General features: G+C 45.2%; 15 protein-coding genes. 7 read left to right on the top strand and 8 right to left on the bottom strand.

The window, feature by feature from the left end; translation table 11 throughout:
• Positions 1 to 6: 6 nt before the first annotated feature.
• Positions 7 to 1128, top strand: a complete 1122-nt coding sequence (locus GVO60_RS02160; protein WP_159650955.1) for a M20 family metallopeptidase — start codon at positions 7 to 9, stop codon at positions 1126 to 1128.
• A 71-nt stretch (positions 1129 to 1199) separates the two neighbouring features.
• On the opposite strand, the gene GVO60_RS02155 is transcribed toward GVO60_RS02160, so the two are convergent.
• On the bottom strand, positions 1200 to 2099 hold the full coding sequence (locus GVO60_RS02155; RefSeq protein ID WP_159650954.1) for a LysR family transcriptional regulator: 900 nt from the start codon (positions 2097 to 2099) through the stop codon (positions 1200 to 1202).
• Positions 2100 to 2220: 121 nt separating this feature from the next.
• On the opposite strand from GVO60_RS02155, the gene GVO60_RS02150 reads away from it, so the two are divergent.
• Positions 2221 to 4239: an alkyl/aryl-sulfatase gene (locus GVO60_RS02150; protein WP_159650953.1), complete on the top strand. Its 2019-nt coding sequence runs from the start codon at positions 2221 to 2223 to the stop codon at positions 4237 to 4239.
• Positions 4240 to 4378: 139 nt separating this feature from the next.
• Positions 4379 to 4918, top strand: coding sequence for a phosphatase PAP2 family protein (locus GVO60_RS02145; RefSeq protein WP_159650952.1), 540 nt, complete (start codon positions 4379 to 4381; stop codon positions 4916 to 4918).
• On the opposite strand, the gene GVO60_RS02140 is transcribed toward GVO60_RS02145, so the two are convergent.
• The 6 genes from GVO60_RS02140 to GVO60_RS02115 form a co-directional block, all read right to left on the bottom strand.
• A complete protein-coding gene (locus GVO60_RS02140; RefSeq protein ID WP_159650951.1) occupies positions 4908 to 5156 on the bottom strand; it encodes a hypothetical protein in 249 nt (82 codons plus the stop codon). The genes GVO60_RS02145 and GVO60_RS02140 overlap by 11 nt on opposite strands.
• Before the next feature lie 38 nt (positions 5157 to 5194).
• The gene (locus GVO60_RS02135; RefSeq protein ID WP_159650950.1) at positions 5195 to 6520 is read right to left on the bottom strand and encodes a chymotrypsin family serine protease; all 1326 of its coding nucleotides are present in this window, start codon (positions 6518 to 6520) and stop codon (positions 5195 to 5197) included.
• 171 nt (positions 6521 to 6691) lie between these two features.
• Positions 6692 to 7996 (bottom strand): dicarboxylate/amino acid:cation symporter, encoded by a 1305-nt coding sequence (locus GVO60_RS02130; RefSeq protein WP_159650949.1) that lies wholly within the window; start codon positions 7994 to 7996, stop codon positions 6692 to 6694.
• Between the two features lie 382 nt (positions 7997 to 8378).
• Positions 8379 to 9449, bottom strand: coding sequence for a DUF4056 domain-containing protein (locus tag GVO60_RS02125; RefSeq protein WP_174855858.1), 1071 nt, complete (start codon positions 9447 to 9449; stop codon positions 8379 to 8381).
• A gap of 11 nt (positions 9450 to 9460) precedes the next feature.
• Entirely contained in the window at positions 9461 to 10585 is a 1125-nt protein-coding gene (locus GVO60_RS02120; RefSeq protein WP_159650948.1) for a BamA/TamA family outer membrane protein, read from the bottom strand.
• 11 nt (positions 10586 to 10596) lie between these two features.
• Positions 10597 to 11454, bottom strand: coding sequence for a TonB-dependent receptor (locus GVO60_RS02115; RefSeq protein WP_159650947.1), 858 nt, complete (start codon positions 11452 to 11454; stop codon positions 10597 to 10599).
• Between the two features lie 248 nt (positions 11455 to 11702).
• Between GVO60_RS02115 and GVO60_RS02110 the strand changes: the two genes are divergently transcribed.
• From GVO60_RS02110 to GVO60_RS02095, 4 genes are all read left to right on the top strand, one after another.
• Positions 11703 to 12299, top strand: a complete 597-nt coding sequence (locus GVO60_RS02110; RefSeq protein WP_159650946.1) for a TetR/AcrR family transcriptional regulator — start codon at positions 11703 to 11705, stop codon at positions 12297 to 12299.
• Positions 12300 to 12348: 49 nt separating this feature from the next.
• Positions 12349 to 12672 carry a heavy metal-binding domain-containing protein gene (locus GVO60_RS02105; RefSeq protein ID WP_159650945.1) on the top strand — a complete coding sequence of 108 codons (324 nt, stop codon included), beginning with the start codon at positions 12349 to 12351 and terminating at the stop codon, positions 12670 to 12672.
• A gap of 32 nt (positions 12673 to 12704) precedes the next feature.
• The gene (locus GVO60_RS02100) at positions 12705 to 13163 is read left to right on the top strand and encodes a YaiI/YqxD family protein (RefSeq protein ID WP_159650944.1); all 459 of its coding nucleotides are present in this window, start codon (positions 12705 to 12707) and stop codon (positions 13161 to 13163) included.
• A gap of 327 nt (positions 13164 to 13490) precedes the next feature.
• Entirely contained in the window at positions 13491 to 16040 is a 2550-nt protein-coding gene (locus GVO60_RS02095) for a collagenase (RefSeq protein WP_159650943.1), read from the top strand.
• Between the two features lie 435 nt (positions 16041 to 16475).
• On the opposite strand, the gene GVO60_RS02090 is transcribed toward GVO60_RS02095, so the two are convergent.
• Positions 16476 to 17006, bottom strand: coding sequence for a hypothetical protein (locus GVO60_RS02090; RefSeq protein WP_159650942.1), 531 nt, complete (start codon positions 17004 to 17006; stop codon positions 16476 to 16478).
• Positions 17007 to 17295 lie beyond the last annotated feature (289 nt).

Raw genomic sequence — 17295 nt, 5'->3', positions numbered from 1 at the left:
CTAGTCATGAACTTTTCTCTGAATGATTATTTAGAAGAGCTGCGTCCATTAATTAATGTGGACTGTGGCACTTATACTGTTGATGGTATCGAGTTTGTTGCTTCGCAGTTTGAAGCCAAGTTTGTTGAGCTGGGCAATTGGTCGGTAAAACGTATCGATTGTGGTAAAGCGGGTGTTGGTCTCGAAATTCGTAATAAGCCAGATGCTGAGCACATTGATGTGATGTTGATTGGCCACATGGATACTGTATTCCCAGTAGGAACCGCTGAGCTACGTCCAATGTCGACCGACGCTGAAAAGGCGTATGGTCCAGGTGTTTCTGACATGAAATCGGGTCTGCTGAATATCGTTTACGCGATGCGCAACCTTGATCAAGCGGTACTGGATAAGCTTTCTATTTGTATCTGTATGAACCCAGATGAAGAGACAGGCTCACTAGATTCTGTTGATTGGATTCAGTCAGTGGCGAAGCAGGCGAAAAATGTGCTGGTGGCAGAGGCGGCACGTGCAGATGGCGGTTTGGTTAAAGCGCGTAAAGGCATGGCTCGCTATAAGATTACCTTTGATGGCGTTGCGGCGCACGCGGGCAATGAGCCTGAAAATGGCCGTAGCGCAATCACTGAGATGGCAAACTGGATTCTGGCTATCAACGGAATGACCAACTTCGAATCTGGCACAACATTGAATGTGGGTATTGTCTCAGGTGGAGCGGGCGCGAACATTGTTCCAGACCACGCTGAAGCGATTGTAGATATTCGTTTCTGGAGCAACGGTGAGTACGATGACGTCGATACTGCTCTAAATGGTATGACTCAAAATACATTTGATGCGGATGTGAAAGTAACGCTAGAGCGCGAAGCGTACAAGCCGTCGATGGTGCCAAGTGAATCTACTCAGGCATTGATGGCTTTGGTTGAGCAATCTGCTGAAGAGCTTTCTATCGATATCAATTGGAAAGAAGTGGGTGGCGGCTCCGATGCGAACAACACAGCGATCTTAGGTGTTCCGACACTGGATGGCCTTGGCCCAATTGGCGCAGGCTTCCACAGTGACCAAGAGTATTTGCTACTTGAGTCGATTGAACCTCGAATCAAGATGCTAATGCGAGTGATTGAAAAACTGGCTTAATCTACTGGTAATCTAATCTTCCAGTCACAGATAAACCCTGATGTTGAACGTGTTAGACATCAGGGTTTCTTTTATTCAACAAAGTACGATTTTAGCTTTTCCCTCAACCACCGATTGGCTGGGCTATGCTTCATGCGGTTGTGAGCCAACAATCGATATTTGACAGGTATTTGGGTAAAAGGGGTATTAAATACCTGCAAATCAAGTTTGTCTGCGAACTGATCAGCAATACTTCTCACCATGACGGCCACGCAATCGCTATTCGAAATCATCGTCATTTGTGATACCAACGAATCACATTCTGCGGCAACTCTTCGCTCTCCAATAACCTCTTCGGTGAAGTAATCAGCCAGATACGCATCTTCACGGCGCAATTTTAAAGTAACGTGTTTTTCCGCATAGAACTGCTCTAAGGTTAAGGTTTGCTTTATGCGCGGATGCCCTTTACGAGCAATGATGCAGATCTCGTCAGTATAGAAAAACTCGGAAAAAAACGATGGCGCAGAGTAGTTCGCAAAATCAATCGCTAAATCGGCTTGTTGCTGATTGAGACTGTGAATTAGCTTCTCTTCATTGGAGAGGGTCGGGTGAAGCTCAATTTCGACTTTACCAAGGGTCTGATCCGCTTCAATCATCGGCAGAAGCATCAGCATCATAGGTTCTGTTGTGTACACCACAAAACGGCGAGAGTTCTCGGTACTAAAGGTTTCGATACCTTCGAGCGCATTATTGATTTGCGATAAGGCTGGTTCAATTTGGCGCGCTAACTCTTGGGCTTGATGGGTTGGGGCAATTCCTCGGCCTGAACGAACAAACAGCTGAACGCCGAGTTGTTGCTGCAAGCGTTTTAATACACCACTGACCCCTGGTTGTGTTAATCCCAGTACTTCTGCCGCAACAGTGATAGAGCGATGTTGGTAGACGGTGATGAAGATCTTCAACAAATTCAGATCGATGTTGTTTTCAGACATACAGTATTTTCTCAACACATAACGATTGGCGATGTTTTAAATAAAGTTTCATGTATATATCCTGATGTGTCAACTAGGTAGAGTAGCCCTGTACCCAATAACGAGACACACGAGGCTCAATATGACTATCCGTTTCGCTCCTTCTGCTTTATCACTTGCACTGATGGTTTCTTTTTCTGCTGCGGCTGACTACGCAAGCCTAGACACATATCAAGGTAAACCAGCGACAGACCACACTAAGCAGGCAAATGCCGCTTTGGCGACTCAACTTCCATGGCAGGACACAAGCGCATTTGAGCGTACGCAGAAAGGATTGATTGCTGAGTTTGGTACTCATGAAGCGGGAGAGCTAAAAAACCGTTTTGAATACATGTCTGACATGGGCACTGACCAACTTCCGGCATCTGTTAACCCGTCAATCTGGCGTCAAGGGATGCTGAACTACGCAGCGGGTGGTTTGTATCAAGTCACAGACGGCGTCTACCAAATTCGTGGTGCTGACTTATCTAATATGACTATCTATCGCACTGACAATGGTTATGTGATTCACGATCCTTTACTTTCAAAAGAAGCAGCGGCAGCCTCTTGGGAGTTTGCAAAAATGCACCTTCCTAAGATCAAAGGTGAACATAAAATCACAGGCATGATCTACTCGCACATGCATGCGGATCACTTTGGTGGCTCAAGAGGTATCATTGAATCCGGTGACTTTGTTGATGGTGCGCCTATCTATGCGCCGAATGATTTCATCAAAGAACTTGCGGATGAAAACGTGATAGCGGGTGCTGCGATGGGCCGCCGCGCCAACTATCAATACGGTACCACGTTAGATAATAATACTCAGGGCATCGTCGATAACGCATTGGGGTTAGGGACTTCTCGCGGTGAAGTGACTTTGGTTGCTCCAACGGTTGAAATTGCCGAGCGAGAAAAAGTCGTCACCATCGATGGCCTAGATTTCCATGCCATCAATATGCCAGGCGCAGAAGCACCGGCTGAAATCGTGCTTTATGTACCTGAGTATCGTTCACTCAATACCGCAGAGTTAACGTATGACGGTATGCACAATATCTATACTTTCCGTGGTGCTAAAGTTCGTGATGCCTTGGTTTGGACTAAGTACTTAACTGAGTTGAAACTGCGATTTGTCGATAGCGGTCTGGTAGACAATATTCATGCCGCGCACTCTGCACCAGTATGGAATGATGCAGAAACAGACACTAACGAAATTTCTGATTACATGACGCTACAACGCGACAACTATGGCTTTATTCATAATCAGGCGATGCGTTTGGCGAACCACGGTGTGACGATTCATGATGTTGGCCGCGAGATCGAAAAAATCGTTCCTCAATCTCAACAGCAAACTTGGCACACTAACGGCTACCACGGCTCATACAGCCACAATGCGCGTGCAGTGGTGAACTTGTACTTGGGTTACCACGATATGAATCCGGTGAACACGAACCCATTACAAACTCAAGAAAAGTCATGTGTGTACGTAGAAGCTGCCGGTGCAGATACGCTATATAAAGCGGGTCAAGCGCACTTCAATGCAGGCGAGTATCAAGAAGCGTCACAGCTGTTTAATGATCTAGTTCAATGTGACCCGAGCAATATCAACTACCGATTTGCATTGGCAGACAGCTTTGAGCAGCAAGGTTATCAATCTGAGACGATGGCGTGGAGAAACTCTTACCTACAAGGTGCGGTTGAATTACGTACAGGCGAGATTCAGCCTTCAATCAAACTTGCTTCTGCAGACGTGATTGCTAATACACCAACAGGTATGTTCCTTGACTTCCTAGCGGTTCGATTGAACGCAGAAAAAGCAGAGCAGGCGAATCTAGACTTTAGCTTTGGTGTGCACCACCCAGACTTGAACGAGTCTTACTTTGGTGAAGTTTCTAATTCGAATATGGCCAATATCCAAGTGGAACAGATGCCAAAAGCGGATGTGGAACTGGAAATTACCAAGTCAGATATGACACAAATGGTACTTGGTCAAACAACTCTTGATGAGTTAGTGAAGTCAGGCAAAGCGAAGTTGAAAGGTGACGCAAGTCTAGTGACAGAACTGGCAGCAACATTGGATGACTTTGACGGTATGTTTGAAATTCTACCAATGCCAAACAAATAAATCTTAGTTTAAGTTATCAACGCCTCAGCATGTGCTGAGGCGTTTTTATATAGGAATAAACACTCTATTACGATCTGTTTTTGACAATGATATTTGCCATACGATATGGTGCAACCCGCTGAATTTAATCGGAGTTCCCATGAAGCTTAATACTATTTGTTTATTAACAGGCAGTTTGTTGCTGCCCCTGACTGCGCAAGCCAGCAGTAAAGAAAACTGGGAAACCTTCAGTGATATTGGCGCGTATGGCTTAGTCGGTATTGCTGCCGCTGTTCCTCTTTATAAAGGAGACTGGGAAGGGTTTAAACAAGCCGGATTCAGTATTGGTACTGCGTCAGGTGTTGGTCTGATTGGTAAGAACACCATTGATGCCGAGCGCCCGGATGGAAGCGACAACAAGAGTTTTCCTTCAAACCACACGGCGAATGCTTTTGCTTCGGCCACTACGTTGCACCTCCGCTATGGGTGGGAAGTTGGGTTGCCTGCTTATGGCATTGCCACATTGGTGGGGGTAGGGCGCGTTGAAGCTGAAAGGCACTACTGGAAAGATGTTGCGGCAGGCGCAGCTTTGGGGATTGTCTCTGGTTGGATATTTACCGAAGCGTATGACAGTTCTGTTCAAGTGATTCCTTGGGCGACCAGTCAAGGCGCTGGTGTAAATGTCGCGTTTAGCTGGTAGGTTTACTTCTAAATGAGTCTGTGGCGCTGATACGTACAGGAATGCCTTCTACGCAACTCTGCAATTGTTGGACGAGTTGCTCTGTTCTGACAGAAGCGTAGACAACAATCTCAGGATGCTGATGACTCATACTCATGCCGACCGCTTCAACGCCCGGAATGGTCATCCATTGTTTAGCATATTGCTCTATCAAAGCATCCAACTGGTCACGTTTCTGTGATGTCTCCTTTAAACTCATAGTAATAGTCAGCCCAGCGAAATGCTGGGCTGTTGATTTTAGAAATTGACGGTTTGTTGGGGAGAGCAATTATTGGTAGCTGTTTCACAAACCATGTATTGATACGAGCCGCCCCCTTTGGCGCTCAAGCTGTCTACAAATGGATCGTCGGTCTGATCTTGATAAACTGGCGCTTGCATATCATCGCGATAAATATCGACTGACGCTGCGCCCCCCCAATCTATGCTAACATGATGATAACCTTTTACTTTGTAGCCGTTCACTGAAAGGGTGATATCTCCAGATGGCGGCGGAGGAGGAGGAGTATTTGAGTCAATAGTCACACCAAATTCAGTTAATACGAGATCGATTGGTGATGCGATCGTGTATGACGAAGAGCCTGCAAATAATAGTCCTACCGGGTTGTTACCACTACTTGTCACAATTAAAGAGCCAGAATCACCACCAGCGCTAAAGGTTCCCGGGGTAATGATGACTTGTCCGACAAAGCGCGCTAGTTTGGTACAACTGCTTGAACCTTCGTAGCAGACATTGACTGTCGCATTGATCGAATCTACTGAGCCTTGAGTGAAGCCCGTGGTTCGTCCATATTTCATCACGGCTTGCCCTGGGCTTGCGGCAACAACAGTACTGCTTGGTGTGCCATAGCCATCTTCTGGTGTTGATGTAGTGAGGGAGCTCTCATCGGAAATAGCGATAGCCGCGTCCATCACATTGTCCGAGCCATCAAACAGAATCGGTACAAAAGCATGCAGTGTTGCAAAGGTATCGGAGCTTTCGGAACCTCCGTCATAACTGCCTGGCTGAATAATATTGTCGCCAATAAAAGCGTCATTGGAGTTGGAAAATACGTGGTTGTTACTCAGTGCGTAAACATTGATGCCGTCCGTCACGCGAGCGCCTATCGTGCCTGCGGTAATGAGTGGATGTCCGCTCGATATGCCAATTGGAACTGGGCGATCAAAGCGAGCCGTTGGGTCAACGCTTGGCTCCGGTTCTGGATCGGTAAAACACTCCGGAGGGCGTTGTGAAGGAGGACCACCACAAGTTGGTGGAGCAAAAGCGTAAAATTGTCCGGTATAGACTTGCTTAACGGCGACGCCATCTAGCCATTTAGGAATGCCTTTGACGAGTGGAGAGTCGGTAAAGATGACCACGACGCCATTGCCTGCTTCATCGACAGAAAGACCATGGCCGACTATGCCTGAATTTTGTAGTAAGGCATCTCCATGTTTCGCTTGAGCGGCATGAGCGACTTCAAGACCAGGAGGTACGTCAAACGGAGGAGAGGCGAATAAGACTAGTGACCAAAAGGAGCTGGCGAACAATGTCGTCAGTGAAATGAACCATCGTTTGAGTGACATGTTTAACTCTCCCCTAAAAGTTTATATTGATGCTCGTATCAATTATGGGTGAGTTATCGCAGTAATGCGTAGTCACATAAAAGCTATTATTTTCTGACTTTTGTTAGCGCCCTGATAGATAACAAAAAAGCCCCCGATAAAAATCGAGGGCTAATTTAGTGTAGAAACAAATTAAGCTTCAGATCGCTTGAGGTGGACTTCTTCTTCTTCCACTCCAGCCATTGGGTCATTAAAGCGTTCTTCGTTTAGTGCACCTTCTGACTTAGCAACGATTACGGTAACCGCGCTGTCACCGGTAATGTTTACAGCAGTTCGAATCATATCCAGTAGACGGTCAACACCCATGATAAGGGCAATACCTTCAAGCGGTAGACCTACTTGGTTTAGCACCATTGCAAGCATCACAAGACCAACGCCTGGAACACCTGCTGTACCAATTGAAGCTAGCGTCGCTGTCATGATCACCATCAGGTAGTCGCCCATAGTCAGGTCGATGTTGAATGCCTGTGCGATAAAGGCCGTCGCAACACCTTGCATGATTGCCGTACCATCCATGTTCACTGTGGCACCTAGCGGTACAGTGAAAGAAGAGATACGGTTTTCAACACCCATGCGGTTCTTCGCGGTTTCCATAGTAACAGGAATCGTCGCGTTTGAAGATGCGGTAGAAAATGCGAACATGATTGCATCTTCCATCTTCTTCAAGAAGGTGATTGGGCTTAGACCAGTGAAGCCTTTTAGCATCACGCTGTAAGTGACCAAACCATGCAGAATCAAAGTACCAGCTAGCACCAAGAAGTATTCCGCTAAGTTTAGGATCGCGCCTAGGCCAAGACCGGTAAACAACTTCGCCATTAGGAAGAACACACCAAAAGGTGCAAGGTTCATCAAAATAGCGACTAACTTCATGATCACTTCGTTTAGATCAGAGAAGAAGTCAGCAATGCGCTCACCCGGCTTACCCGCAGCACTAATCGCGATACCGAATAGAACAGCAAATACGATCACTTGAAGGGTTTTACCTTCCGCCATCGCACTGATTGGGTTGGTTGGGAACATGTCGATGATCACTTGACCTAACGACGGAGCATCCGCTGATTTAAACGAGCTTGCTGCGGTGAGATCAGCGCCAGCACCTGGCTGGAACAAGTTACCCATAGTTAAGGCAAGAGTAATGGCGACAGCGGTTGTCGTCACGTAAAACGCAATGGTTTTACCGCCCATGCGGCCTAAGGTAGAGAGATCTTTAAGTGAGCTGGTACCACAAACGAGTGATACAAAAACAAGTGGAACAACCAGCATTTTCAAGCTGGCGACGAATATCTGTCCACCAACTTCGAATAGTCCATTAACAATGTATGTGTCGACAAATCCGTTGTCGGCAAAGAGGGTGCGAATTGCAAATCCTGTCAAGATACCTGCGACCATGCCTAGAATTACGCGGCCAGTCAGCGACATCGGTTTCTTGGTATTCATAGTGAACACTCCTTATAGTTATGCACCTTGAGTTCACTTCAAGGCGAGCAGGAGGTTATCAGGCGAGTAACGAGATCAGAAAGGAAAAAAGCCGAATCGATTTGTAGATGTGATCTTTATCACTGGTATTTTGTGTTATTTAACTAAGTATTAACCAGTATGATTAACGGAATAATCTAAATTTATTCATTTATAACATGTAAAATCCTGCTTATTAAATTTTTTCCACTTCTCATTACTTGAGAAAACATGTGCATATAATACTGGTTCAAACCATCGAGTGCATATAAAGTCAAAAGTTATGCACTTTTGACTTTATATGCCAAAATGACCGGGTAAGGCGACCCGGTGCAATGAATTAATTGGTAATAAAAAGAGTGCATTACTTGCTATTCATGGCTTTGAGCGCGAGTGTATCGTGCTGCTTTGCGAAGCTGGCGATAGTTTGAAAATCCTCAACGGTCCAATGTCTCTTTTGAGTTAGTTCTTCAGGTAGTTGAGAAAAGGCGGCTTCATCGTCGCTTGCTATTAATTCTAAACTAAGCCAGTTTTCAATTGCTTGTTGATTAGAAAACTGAGATTCAAGCATGAGCTTATGCTCCGCGCCGGGATAATTTGGCGTTAACGTAAGCGCAAGGTGGTAGTCTCTAAACAGTACTGCCCACTTATTCGGCAAGCGCTTTGAGCTGTCCCACCATCCCCCGTCTAACTGCTGAATTTTCTTACGCGTCACCGATTTAGGCTGTGTTTGCAGATGATCGAGCTCTTTCTTTAACGCAAGGTTCATTGCTTTAGCAAACTGATCTGTCGTTAATTCTGGCTGCGCAATCAATACTCGCATCGCTAAGTTGGCCCCTAACATGTTTGAGTAGAGGTCTTCTGATGAAAATGCGGACGCGAGTTCATCGAACCCACCGACAGACACCATACCAAACCATTGAGCGATTTCATGCCATTGGGCTAAGCGAAACGCGGTTAATGCCGCTGCCTTTGCGCTGAACTCAGTTTTTTCTGCATGACTCAAGTTTGAAGGCTGCGCATGCCATGTGAGTTTGCGAGTTCTAAGCTCTGCTGGTAACTCAAGGTTATGCTCTTTGCCTAAATAACGCTGATTCAGCTGGAATAGATAATAGGTGTAGTCTGCGGTGTCTCGAACATGTGCAGTATCGATAAAGCCAGCTAACTTGGTAAAGATCAAACCGTTTTCTTCATCAGCAAGCCCAAGCAAGCTGCCGGAAATGGATGCACTGCCATCATTATAATGGTGAGTGCCTACGTCATTGCTGTTAAGGACATTCTCTAACGAAAAGAAAGGTACAGGCACTTTTCCAAGTTGTGCTTTTAAATCCACACCAAATGCACAACACGGCCTTACGCCAACTGGGGCTTTAAGATCGGCTGCATGGGTAGATAAGCTCATTAGGGATAGCAGTAGTAGCGCTGCCTTTTTCACATTAGACTCCTTTAGAATGCTTCGTTAATTTGAAAATAAAAGCCGCTGCTTTCTTTACCAAAACCTAAGTCAACACGAACATTGATTCTGGCTTTAAAGGCAAATCGGTATCCAAGACCGAGAGTGGGTAACCATCTTTCATCAAACAGCGCTTCATAACTTGGAGCGATGTTGCCACCGCCAATCCAAGCGACCATACCATGACGACCAGAGAAAGTGTGACGAACTTCAACTTGAGTCGATATTTGATGTTTATCGCGATATTGGCCCTGGTAGTAGCCTCGCATGCGATTGTCGTCTCCGAGTTGCGCATAATCGAACCAAGGCGCTTCGCCTAAGATTGACTGAGAATAAACTTCGAGCGCTAGAATGGTGTCTTGGTCGACTCGTGCATAGCGGCGTGCATTGACCGTCACGTTGTCATAGCTTTGATCACTACCTAAAGTTTGGTGGTTGCTTATCCATTCGACATCAATGAATTCCCCTTTCATCGGGTTAGGCTCAAAGTCTCGCGTGTCATATTCAAAGCCTAGGAGTACACCACTGCTGATGGCATCACTGACTTCGGATGGAAGGAGGTCTTTGTTAACTCCTTCCACCTTGCTAAAAGATTGCCAGTTTACACCTGCTTTTAGGTAGAAGTTGTCCGCAACTTCATAGGCGACTTTGGGGCTAAACAGTAAGCGTTGACCTTGATACTGGACTTTTTGAGCATCGTTTTCTGCCGCGTTTTTACCTACTCCCCAGTAGTAGCCGGGCGTATGGCTAATCCAAGCTTCACCTAAGAGGCGCAGTTTATCTTGTTGTAGATAAGTGCGATTATTGACGCCAAGACCATATGAGCCCGATGTTGAACCATATGACGTAAGCGTTAGGGTCGAGTACGGATCGTTAGCTTGCCAGCCAGTGGGCACATACAGGCCAACAGCAGCAATGCCGATACCGAGGCCTTGTTCAGGGTTGACGAAAGGCCCTGGTAATACACCCCAGTCAATCACTTTAGAGTGGTCGACACTTTCGCTGGAACCCAGTTTGGTTAATATGGACTCTAGCCAATCACTGCTTTCACTCTCTTCGGCTTGTACGCTGCTTATGCTTAGCACACTGAGGAGTGCAATGGAGGACGAATACTTCATTGTTACTCCGATTAAAAGCGGCGATCGAGAGAGATAAAGAAACTTTGCCTTTCACCAAAGCCCACTTCTCCTAGCAGATACCAACTTGGGTTGACTTGGTATTGAAAGCCGGCAATGGGATTCCAGTTGGTAGCGAGGTGTTGCTTTACTTCAAACTCGCCATTTGGAGCCAAATTTGCTATGACGGGAGGAAGTCCTAGATCGACAAGGGAGCCTGATAGTTCTTGTTCTACATTTTGGTACATGGCACCAGCCCAGATCCGTAAAGGCATTCCATTTTTATTGAAATCGAACCCAACGCGTGGGGATATAACTATAGCGTCAATTGAGCCATCAATTACCGTTAGTGTACTTTGGGTATAGCTTGCATCAACCAAGCCAAACCATTGATCGTAGCCTCCAGCCAAAACGAAGCCGACACCAGTGGTGTATCCGTCTAAATCAAGCCTGAATTCTTCGATTTTATGTTCAAAGAGAGGAATTACTTTTCCATTCTTTCTCTTTATCCCAATGTTTGCATTTACGTCTGTTTCTGAAAATCCATCTAGTTTACCAATTAGTGCGTAGATATTAAGAAATGGAAATAGCCAAACATCCGCACGTGCTGTAAGGACATTGGTTATTTGCTTACCCGGTTGAGCATCTAGATCCAGATCAAGCCAATCCATTTTAAGGCCATTTAAAGCAATCGAATCGACATTGATGCCTTGCTGCATTCCCATATAGCTCAAATTAAAACCAATCGCTTTAGGTAGTTCATAACCTAAGGCTTCAGCTTCTTCTTTCCAAATAGGAAGGGAGATGGAGTCAGCAAAAGAGTAACCGCTAAAAAGAGAGCTGGCAGCGAGCAAAAAATGACTGAGTTTCATAGTTAGTATCATTAAGCGCGACGATCATTAGCGAGAGGTAGAATAAGCTCTTTACGCTGATATCATCACGGAAAATTCGGCCTTTAACCAAGTGGTTAAAGGGCATAAGCAGAGTTTGCAGAGAGCGAACTCCTTTAAAAGTGAACGCATCATACTCTTCAAATTACAGAAGTAAACTTTTAAGTGTACTTTTGGCTTGGCTTGACTATACTTCGCCCCCAATGATGGATTAACCAGCAAATACAACGATGAAATTGTCAGAGAAAAAGCGTCTTGCATTGATAGAAGCGGCGCAGTCTGAGTTTATAGAACATGGCTTCGCTGCTGCGAATATGGATAGAGTGTGTGAACTTGCAGGCGCGTCAAAACGAACCCTGTATCGTCACTTTTCAAGCAAAGATGTGCTTTTCTTTGAAGCGGTCAAAAGCGCTCATCAAGGGCAAAGCCCCTGCGTTCAATTGGATTATGATCCTAACACTGATTTAGAACTGCAATTAGCCGCCTATTTACGGGCAAAGCTCAATTTCCTCTATCAAGATTTTGGTTTACCGCTAGCGCGAATGGTGATCAGCGAGTTTATTCGTACGCCGGAGTTGGCAGAGAGCTATCTTCAACAATTGCAGCAAAAAGATGAGCAATTGGAAAACTGGTTCATGGATGCGATCGCAGATCGTAAACTTAAAAACCAAGATCCAGCCAAGATGAGCAATATGCTAATGTGTTTGTTGAACGGGAATTTTATGTGGCCCCAATTGGTGGCGAATCAAGAAGTTCCTTCTAATGAGCAACAAGAGCAGATCATCGGAGATATGCTACAGCTATTTCTAAATGGGTACCGTTGTTAGTTGTGCGGTGACATTCAATCTTTGCTCAGTTTTGTCTAAGGGAATACACATGATTAAAACAACAACGTCTGTCGTAGAAGGTAAACCGGTCGAGCACTATTTAGGAGTGGTTGTCGGCGAAGCGATTCTGGGTGCAAATATCTTTAAAGATATGTTTGGCGCGATTCGTGATGTGGTAGGTGGGCGCTCTGGAGCCTATGAACGAGAAATGGGCCGCGCGCGCGAAATCGCCTTTCAAGAGATGGAAGAACATGCGCGTTCGCTCGGTGCTGATGGGATTGTTGGTATTGATATCGATTATGAAGTGATCGGCAGCGGTGGCAGCATGATGATGGTCAGTGTCAGTGGTACTGCGGTTAAATTTAAGGTCTAATAGCCGCGTTAACGTTTATTAGGAAAAGATGCATGAAAATTTGGGTAGATGCCGACGCTTGCCCTGTCGTTGTTAGAGATATTTTATTTCGCGCTTCAGAGCGAACCGGTGTTGAAGTAACCTTAGTCGCGAACCAATTCATTCGCACTCCAGCATCTTTAAAAGTCACTATGCTTCAAGTCCAAGCAGGATTTGATGTGGCGGATAACGAAATCGTAAAACGCTGTGAGGCTGGTGATCTTGTTATCACAAGTGATATCCCACTCGCGGATGAAATCATCACCAAAGGCGGGCATGCTTTAAGTTCTCGCGGTGAGATGTTTACCAAAGAGAACATCAAATCTCGTTTGAACATTCGTGATTTCATGGAGACCATGCGCAGTAGTGGTATCCAAACTGGTGGACCTGCACCTATGAGTCAGGCGGATCGCCAACAGTTTGCTAACCACTTAGATAAGTGGCTAGTCCAGTGGCAACGCGCGCAAAAGTAGTCGCTGTTGTTAGAAATGATTAGGGCCGCATCATGCGGCCCTTTTTTGTGTGTTCTTTCTTTATCTTCTGCCTGCAAAAACTATCAAACTTGTTCCGTATGCCTGCCTAATACCGGAATCTAGCTCCCACTTTAAGAAAAATGCATTAACAAAAATGTAACGTTTGAATTGCTGAAACTTGCGGTTCTAATTAGTGAGACTAGAAAATTGCATAGTTTAACTCCTGATTTTTAAGGCTTAGATTGAAAATGCTTGCTGCATAGAGTTTGCAGTTAAGTTGGACCCGCCAGTAAAGGCGAATCAACTAACTTAAAAAGAGTTATTAAGATGGAACTTAAAAAGATAACAGTCGCAGTGGTAGGCGCGCTTGTCAGCATGAACGCTTTCGCTGTTAGTGAACCGACTCCTCAGGTGGTCGATCGAGCTCTTCATTATGATTATGACAGTAATCATGCCAGTCACCAAAGCCATAAAGTACAACACGGCATTGAGAACAGTAAACCGCAATATTCCCCTCAGAAGGCACTGCCTAAAAAGCCCGAACCTAAGCTTGAAAGTGATGTCATTTCTCCATTGACGGCGATGAGCGCGGGTGTTTCAGCAAAGCAAGGCCCAGGTGCTGAAGGCCCGCTTCCTTGTGATGTGAATGCGTTTAATACCAGTAGCAGTTCAACCTTGATTGGACAGATTACTGGACAAGGTGCTCAGTGTGTTAATGAACTATTTTCTGCTTCAGTTGATATTCAAAAAACGGCATTTAGCTCTGGCAATATGTACAGCGTTGCAAAGCACACGGCTAGTTTGTCGCGCAGTTATCGCGGGGGCGGTAGTGATGACCTAGAAGCCTTATTCTTGTACTTGCGAGCAGGTTACTACGCCGCTTTCTACGAAAACAGTATTAACTTTGCAGCATGGGTGCAGCCAGCAGTAAAAGAAGCAGTTGACGCTTTCGTTAACAATGGCAGCTTTTATGAGAATAGCGATCCTCACGGTAAAGTGCTGGGTGAGGTGATTACTACCATGGACAGTGCTGGTCTGCAGCATGAGTACTTAGGTGTTGTGACAGAGTGGCTAAATCGCTGGGACAGAAGCTACGCACAAAATTGGTATATGCGTAACGCTGTAAATGGTGTGTTCACGGTTTTATTTGGTGGTCAATGGAATGACGACTTCGTAAGTAGAATTGGCTCACAGACTGGGCTCGTTGATGCGCTTTCTCGTTTCGCTTTGAATCGCCAATCAATCGGTCAAGATGATGAATTCATGACGGCCAATGCAGGGCGAGAGCTAGGCCGTTTTACTCAGTATAAAAATACCTCGATAGAACCGGCTGTTATCAATAAGGTTCGTCAGATTTTCGGCCAATATGAAATGTACGGCTACGGTGATAGCGTTTGGCTTGCCACGGCAGATTCATCTTCATACTACGTAAATTGTAGTGACTTTGGCATTTGTAACTTTGAGCAAGAGCTGCAGTCTTTGGTGTTATCGCAAACGTATGTTTGTAGCGATACCATTAAAATTCGTTCGCAAAACATGTCGTCAACGCAGCACCGAGCGGCATGTAGCAAGATGGGCTATGAAGAAGGTTATTTCCACCAGCGCCTAGAAACAGGCCGAGTACCTGTACCTGATGACTTCAACATTCAGCTTCAAGTGAACATCTTTGATAGCGACGATGATTACGGTAAGTATGCTGGCCCTATCTTTGATATTGATACCAACAACGGTGGTATGTACTTAGAAGGTGAACCAGGCTTGCCAGGTAACATCCCTAACTTTGTTGCTTATGAAGCCTCTTACGCCAATGGCGACCACTACGTTTGGAACTTAGAACACGAATATGTTCACTACCTCGATGGGCGATTTGATTTGTACGGTGGCTTTAATGCACCGACAGAAAAAGTAGTCTGGTGGGCAGAAGGGGTTGCTGAGTACGTAGCGAATGAAGACAACAATCCACGCGCTCTTGAGACCATTATGGATGGTTCAACGTATACGCTCGGAGAGGTTTTCGAAACCACCTACGATGGCTTTGATGTCGACCGTATTTATCGTTGGGGCTACCTAGCTGTTCGTTTCATGTTCGAGCGCCATATGGATGAAGTGAATGCCATGTTGGCACAGACCCGTCAGGGTAATTGGTCAGCTTATAAGGCAACCATTAATCAATGGGCGAGTTTATACCAAAGTGAGTTTGAACAGTGGCAACAGCAGCTTGTAAGCGGAGGCGGCGGTGGTGAATTGACGCCACCAACGGCAGATATTTCAGTCGCGAATGAGGCAAAAGTTAATGAAACAGTGCAATTCAGCAGTGCATATAGCACGGATACAGACGGTCAAATCGTTAGCTACTTCTGGGAGTTCGGTGATGGTTCGACAAGCACTGAGGCCAATCCGGCGTACCCGTTCACCAGTGCGGGTGACTACACGGTCCGCTTAACGGTAACGGATAACGACGGCTTAACTGCGACATCTTTCGCTAACATCAAGATAACTGAGCAAACAGATGGTGGGAATTCGAAACTGCCACAAGATTGTGCTGTACGTTACAAAGTGAATGGTGGTCAATTGCGTGAAGGCGAGCCAGTGTGTCTTGCGGATCAACAAACGGTTTGGTTAGCGATTCCAGCTGTCAATGAGTACCGCTCGATGCATATAACTGCCGGAAATGGCGAAGGTGACTTGCGTCTAGAGTACAGTAACTTTAGCTGGCCAAATGGCTACAACCTACATAATTGGTCAGACAATCCGGGCAATGGTGAGTGTATCGACATGGGCTACCAAGCGCACTATTGGGGTTACTTGAAAGTATCCGGTGACTTTAAGAATGCAGCAATTGTGGTTGATTTCGATACAGGAAGTTGCCGCCAGTAAAATAACAACTATTGAAAGCTTAAACGGCTTCAGTTCCGAGCGAACTGAAGCCGTTTTTTATTCCGTGTAAGAAAGAGTGTGGTGATTCATTACCTCATGCTTACATTGCATTACTTCGGCTTACACAACATGGTTAAAAATCTTGGTAACATTCGCTTTAGTTTGATATCGCACTGAAATGTCGAATTAAAACGTACAGTCGTTTTAGCCATGTGGATGATATTGTAGGAGTGATTTGATAGCTAGTCAGGTTGTGACGACAGCCTTACTGGTATCACCTACTGTAAGTTGATATTGAATTACCGTTGGTATTTTCTCTTTGAGGGCAGGGATGCCCTTTTCTTTACCGAGATGAGTATTGAACGAATGAACAGCCTCATTGAGGCTGTTTCTTGTATCTGGACGATGGGATCTCAGGAGTTAAAATAGACAGGTTTATTCTACCGTCAGGGCCACGTAGTTAGTTACAAATGGAGCAATCGTGATTTCATTTGCGACGTAATAGCTATCACCGGTTCCTGTAGACTTTAGCTTGAAGTAATAAGTACCAGACGCGATAGAGATATCGCTACTACTGCCAGTGTTAAATCTAATCGGCTTATCGACAAGCCAGCCTTCTTTAGTCACTTCATAGATGTAGCCATCGCAACCAACTGAACCAATGCGTGGATGTACACAGCTCTCTAAGAAAAGTCGAGTTTTTGATTTTGGATTCTTCTCTGCTTTAGTTAGTGTAATCGAGCCGTAATCCTTCTTCATACGCTCTCCGTCAGTGGTATACATTGGTTCTTTTTCCACACTGTAGCTTTTGCCATTTTTCACAACAGTACCATTGCTTCCGCCAACGGAACCCAACACACCGTTGATAGCACCGTTAACGCCATCACTTACTGCATCATTGATATCATTACTTGAACAACCAGCGAGGGTTAGTGTAGTGGCAAAAGCCAAGGCGAAATGTTTCATGAAATTATCCTTATGGTTGGTGACCAACTAAATGTATTATTTTTGTAAATATTTGGCTCTAATTTATAAAATAACGCTGCGAATAAATCATAAAAATGATGAATAACTTTGAGCTTGATAGTGCTTTGTATTTGTATTCTTATTTTTGAGATGCTTATGAAACAAATGAACTAAGGGGGATTGGGGATTTGTTCTGACTAAATAAGACGAAGTTGTTATGACTCACAAATCATTCTGATGAGAAGAGGTAGCCACCCTACTGATAACTTAAATAGGGTGGACTTAAGGC

It is taken from the genome of Vibrio atypicus, assembly GCF_009811315.1.
In the GTDB taxonomy this organism is placed as follows: Bacteria; Pseudomonadota; Gammaproteobacteria; order Enterobacterales; family Vibrionaceae; genus Vibrio; species Vibrio atypicus.
The sequence above is the reverse complement of the archived record's forward strand: the minus strand, read 5'-3'. Positions and strand labels throughout refer to the sequence as shown.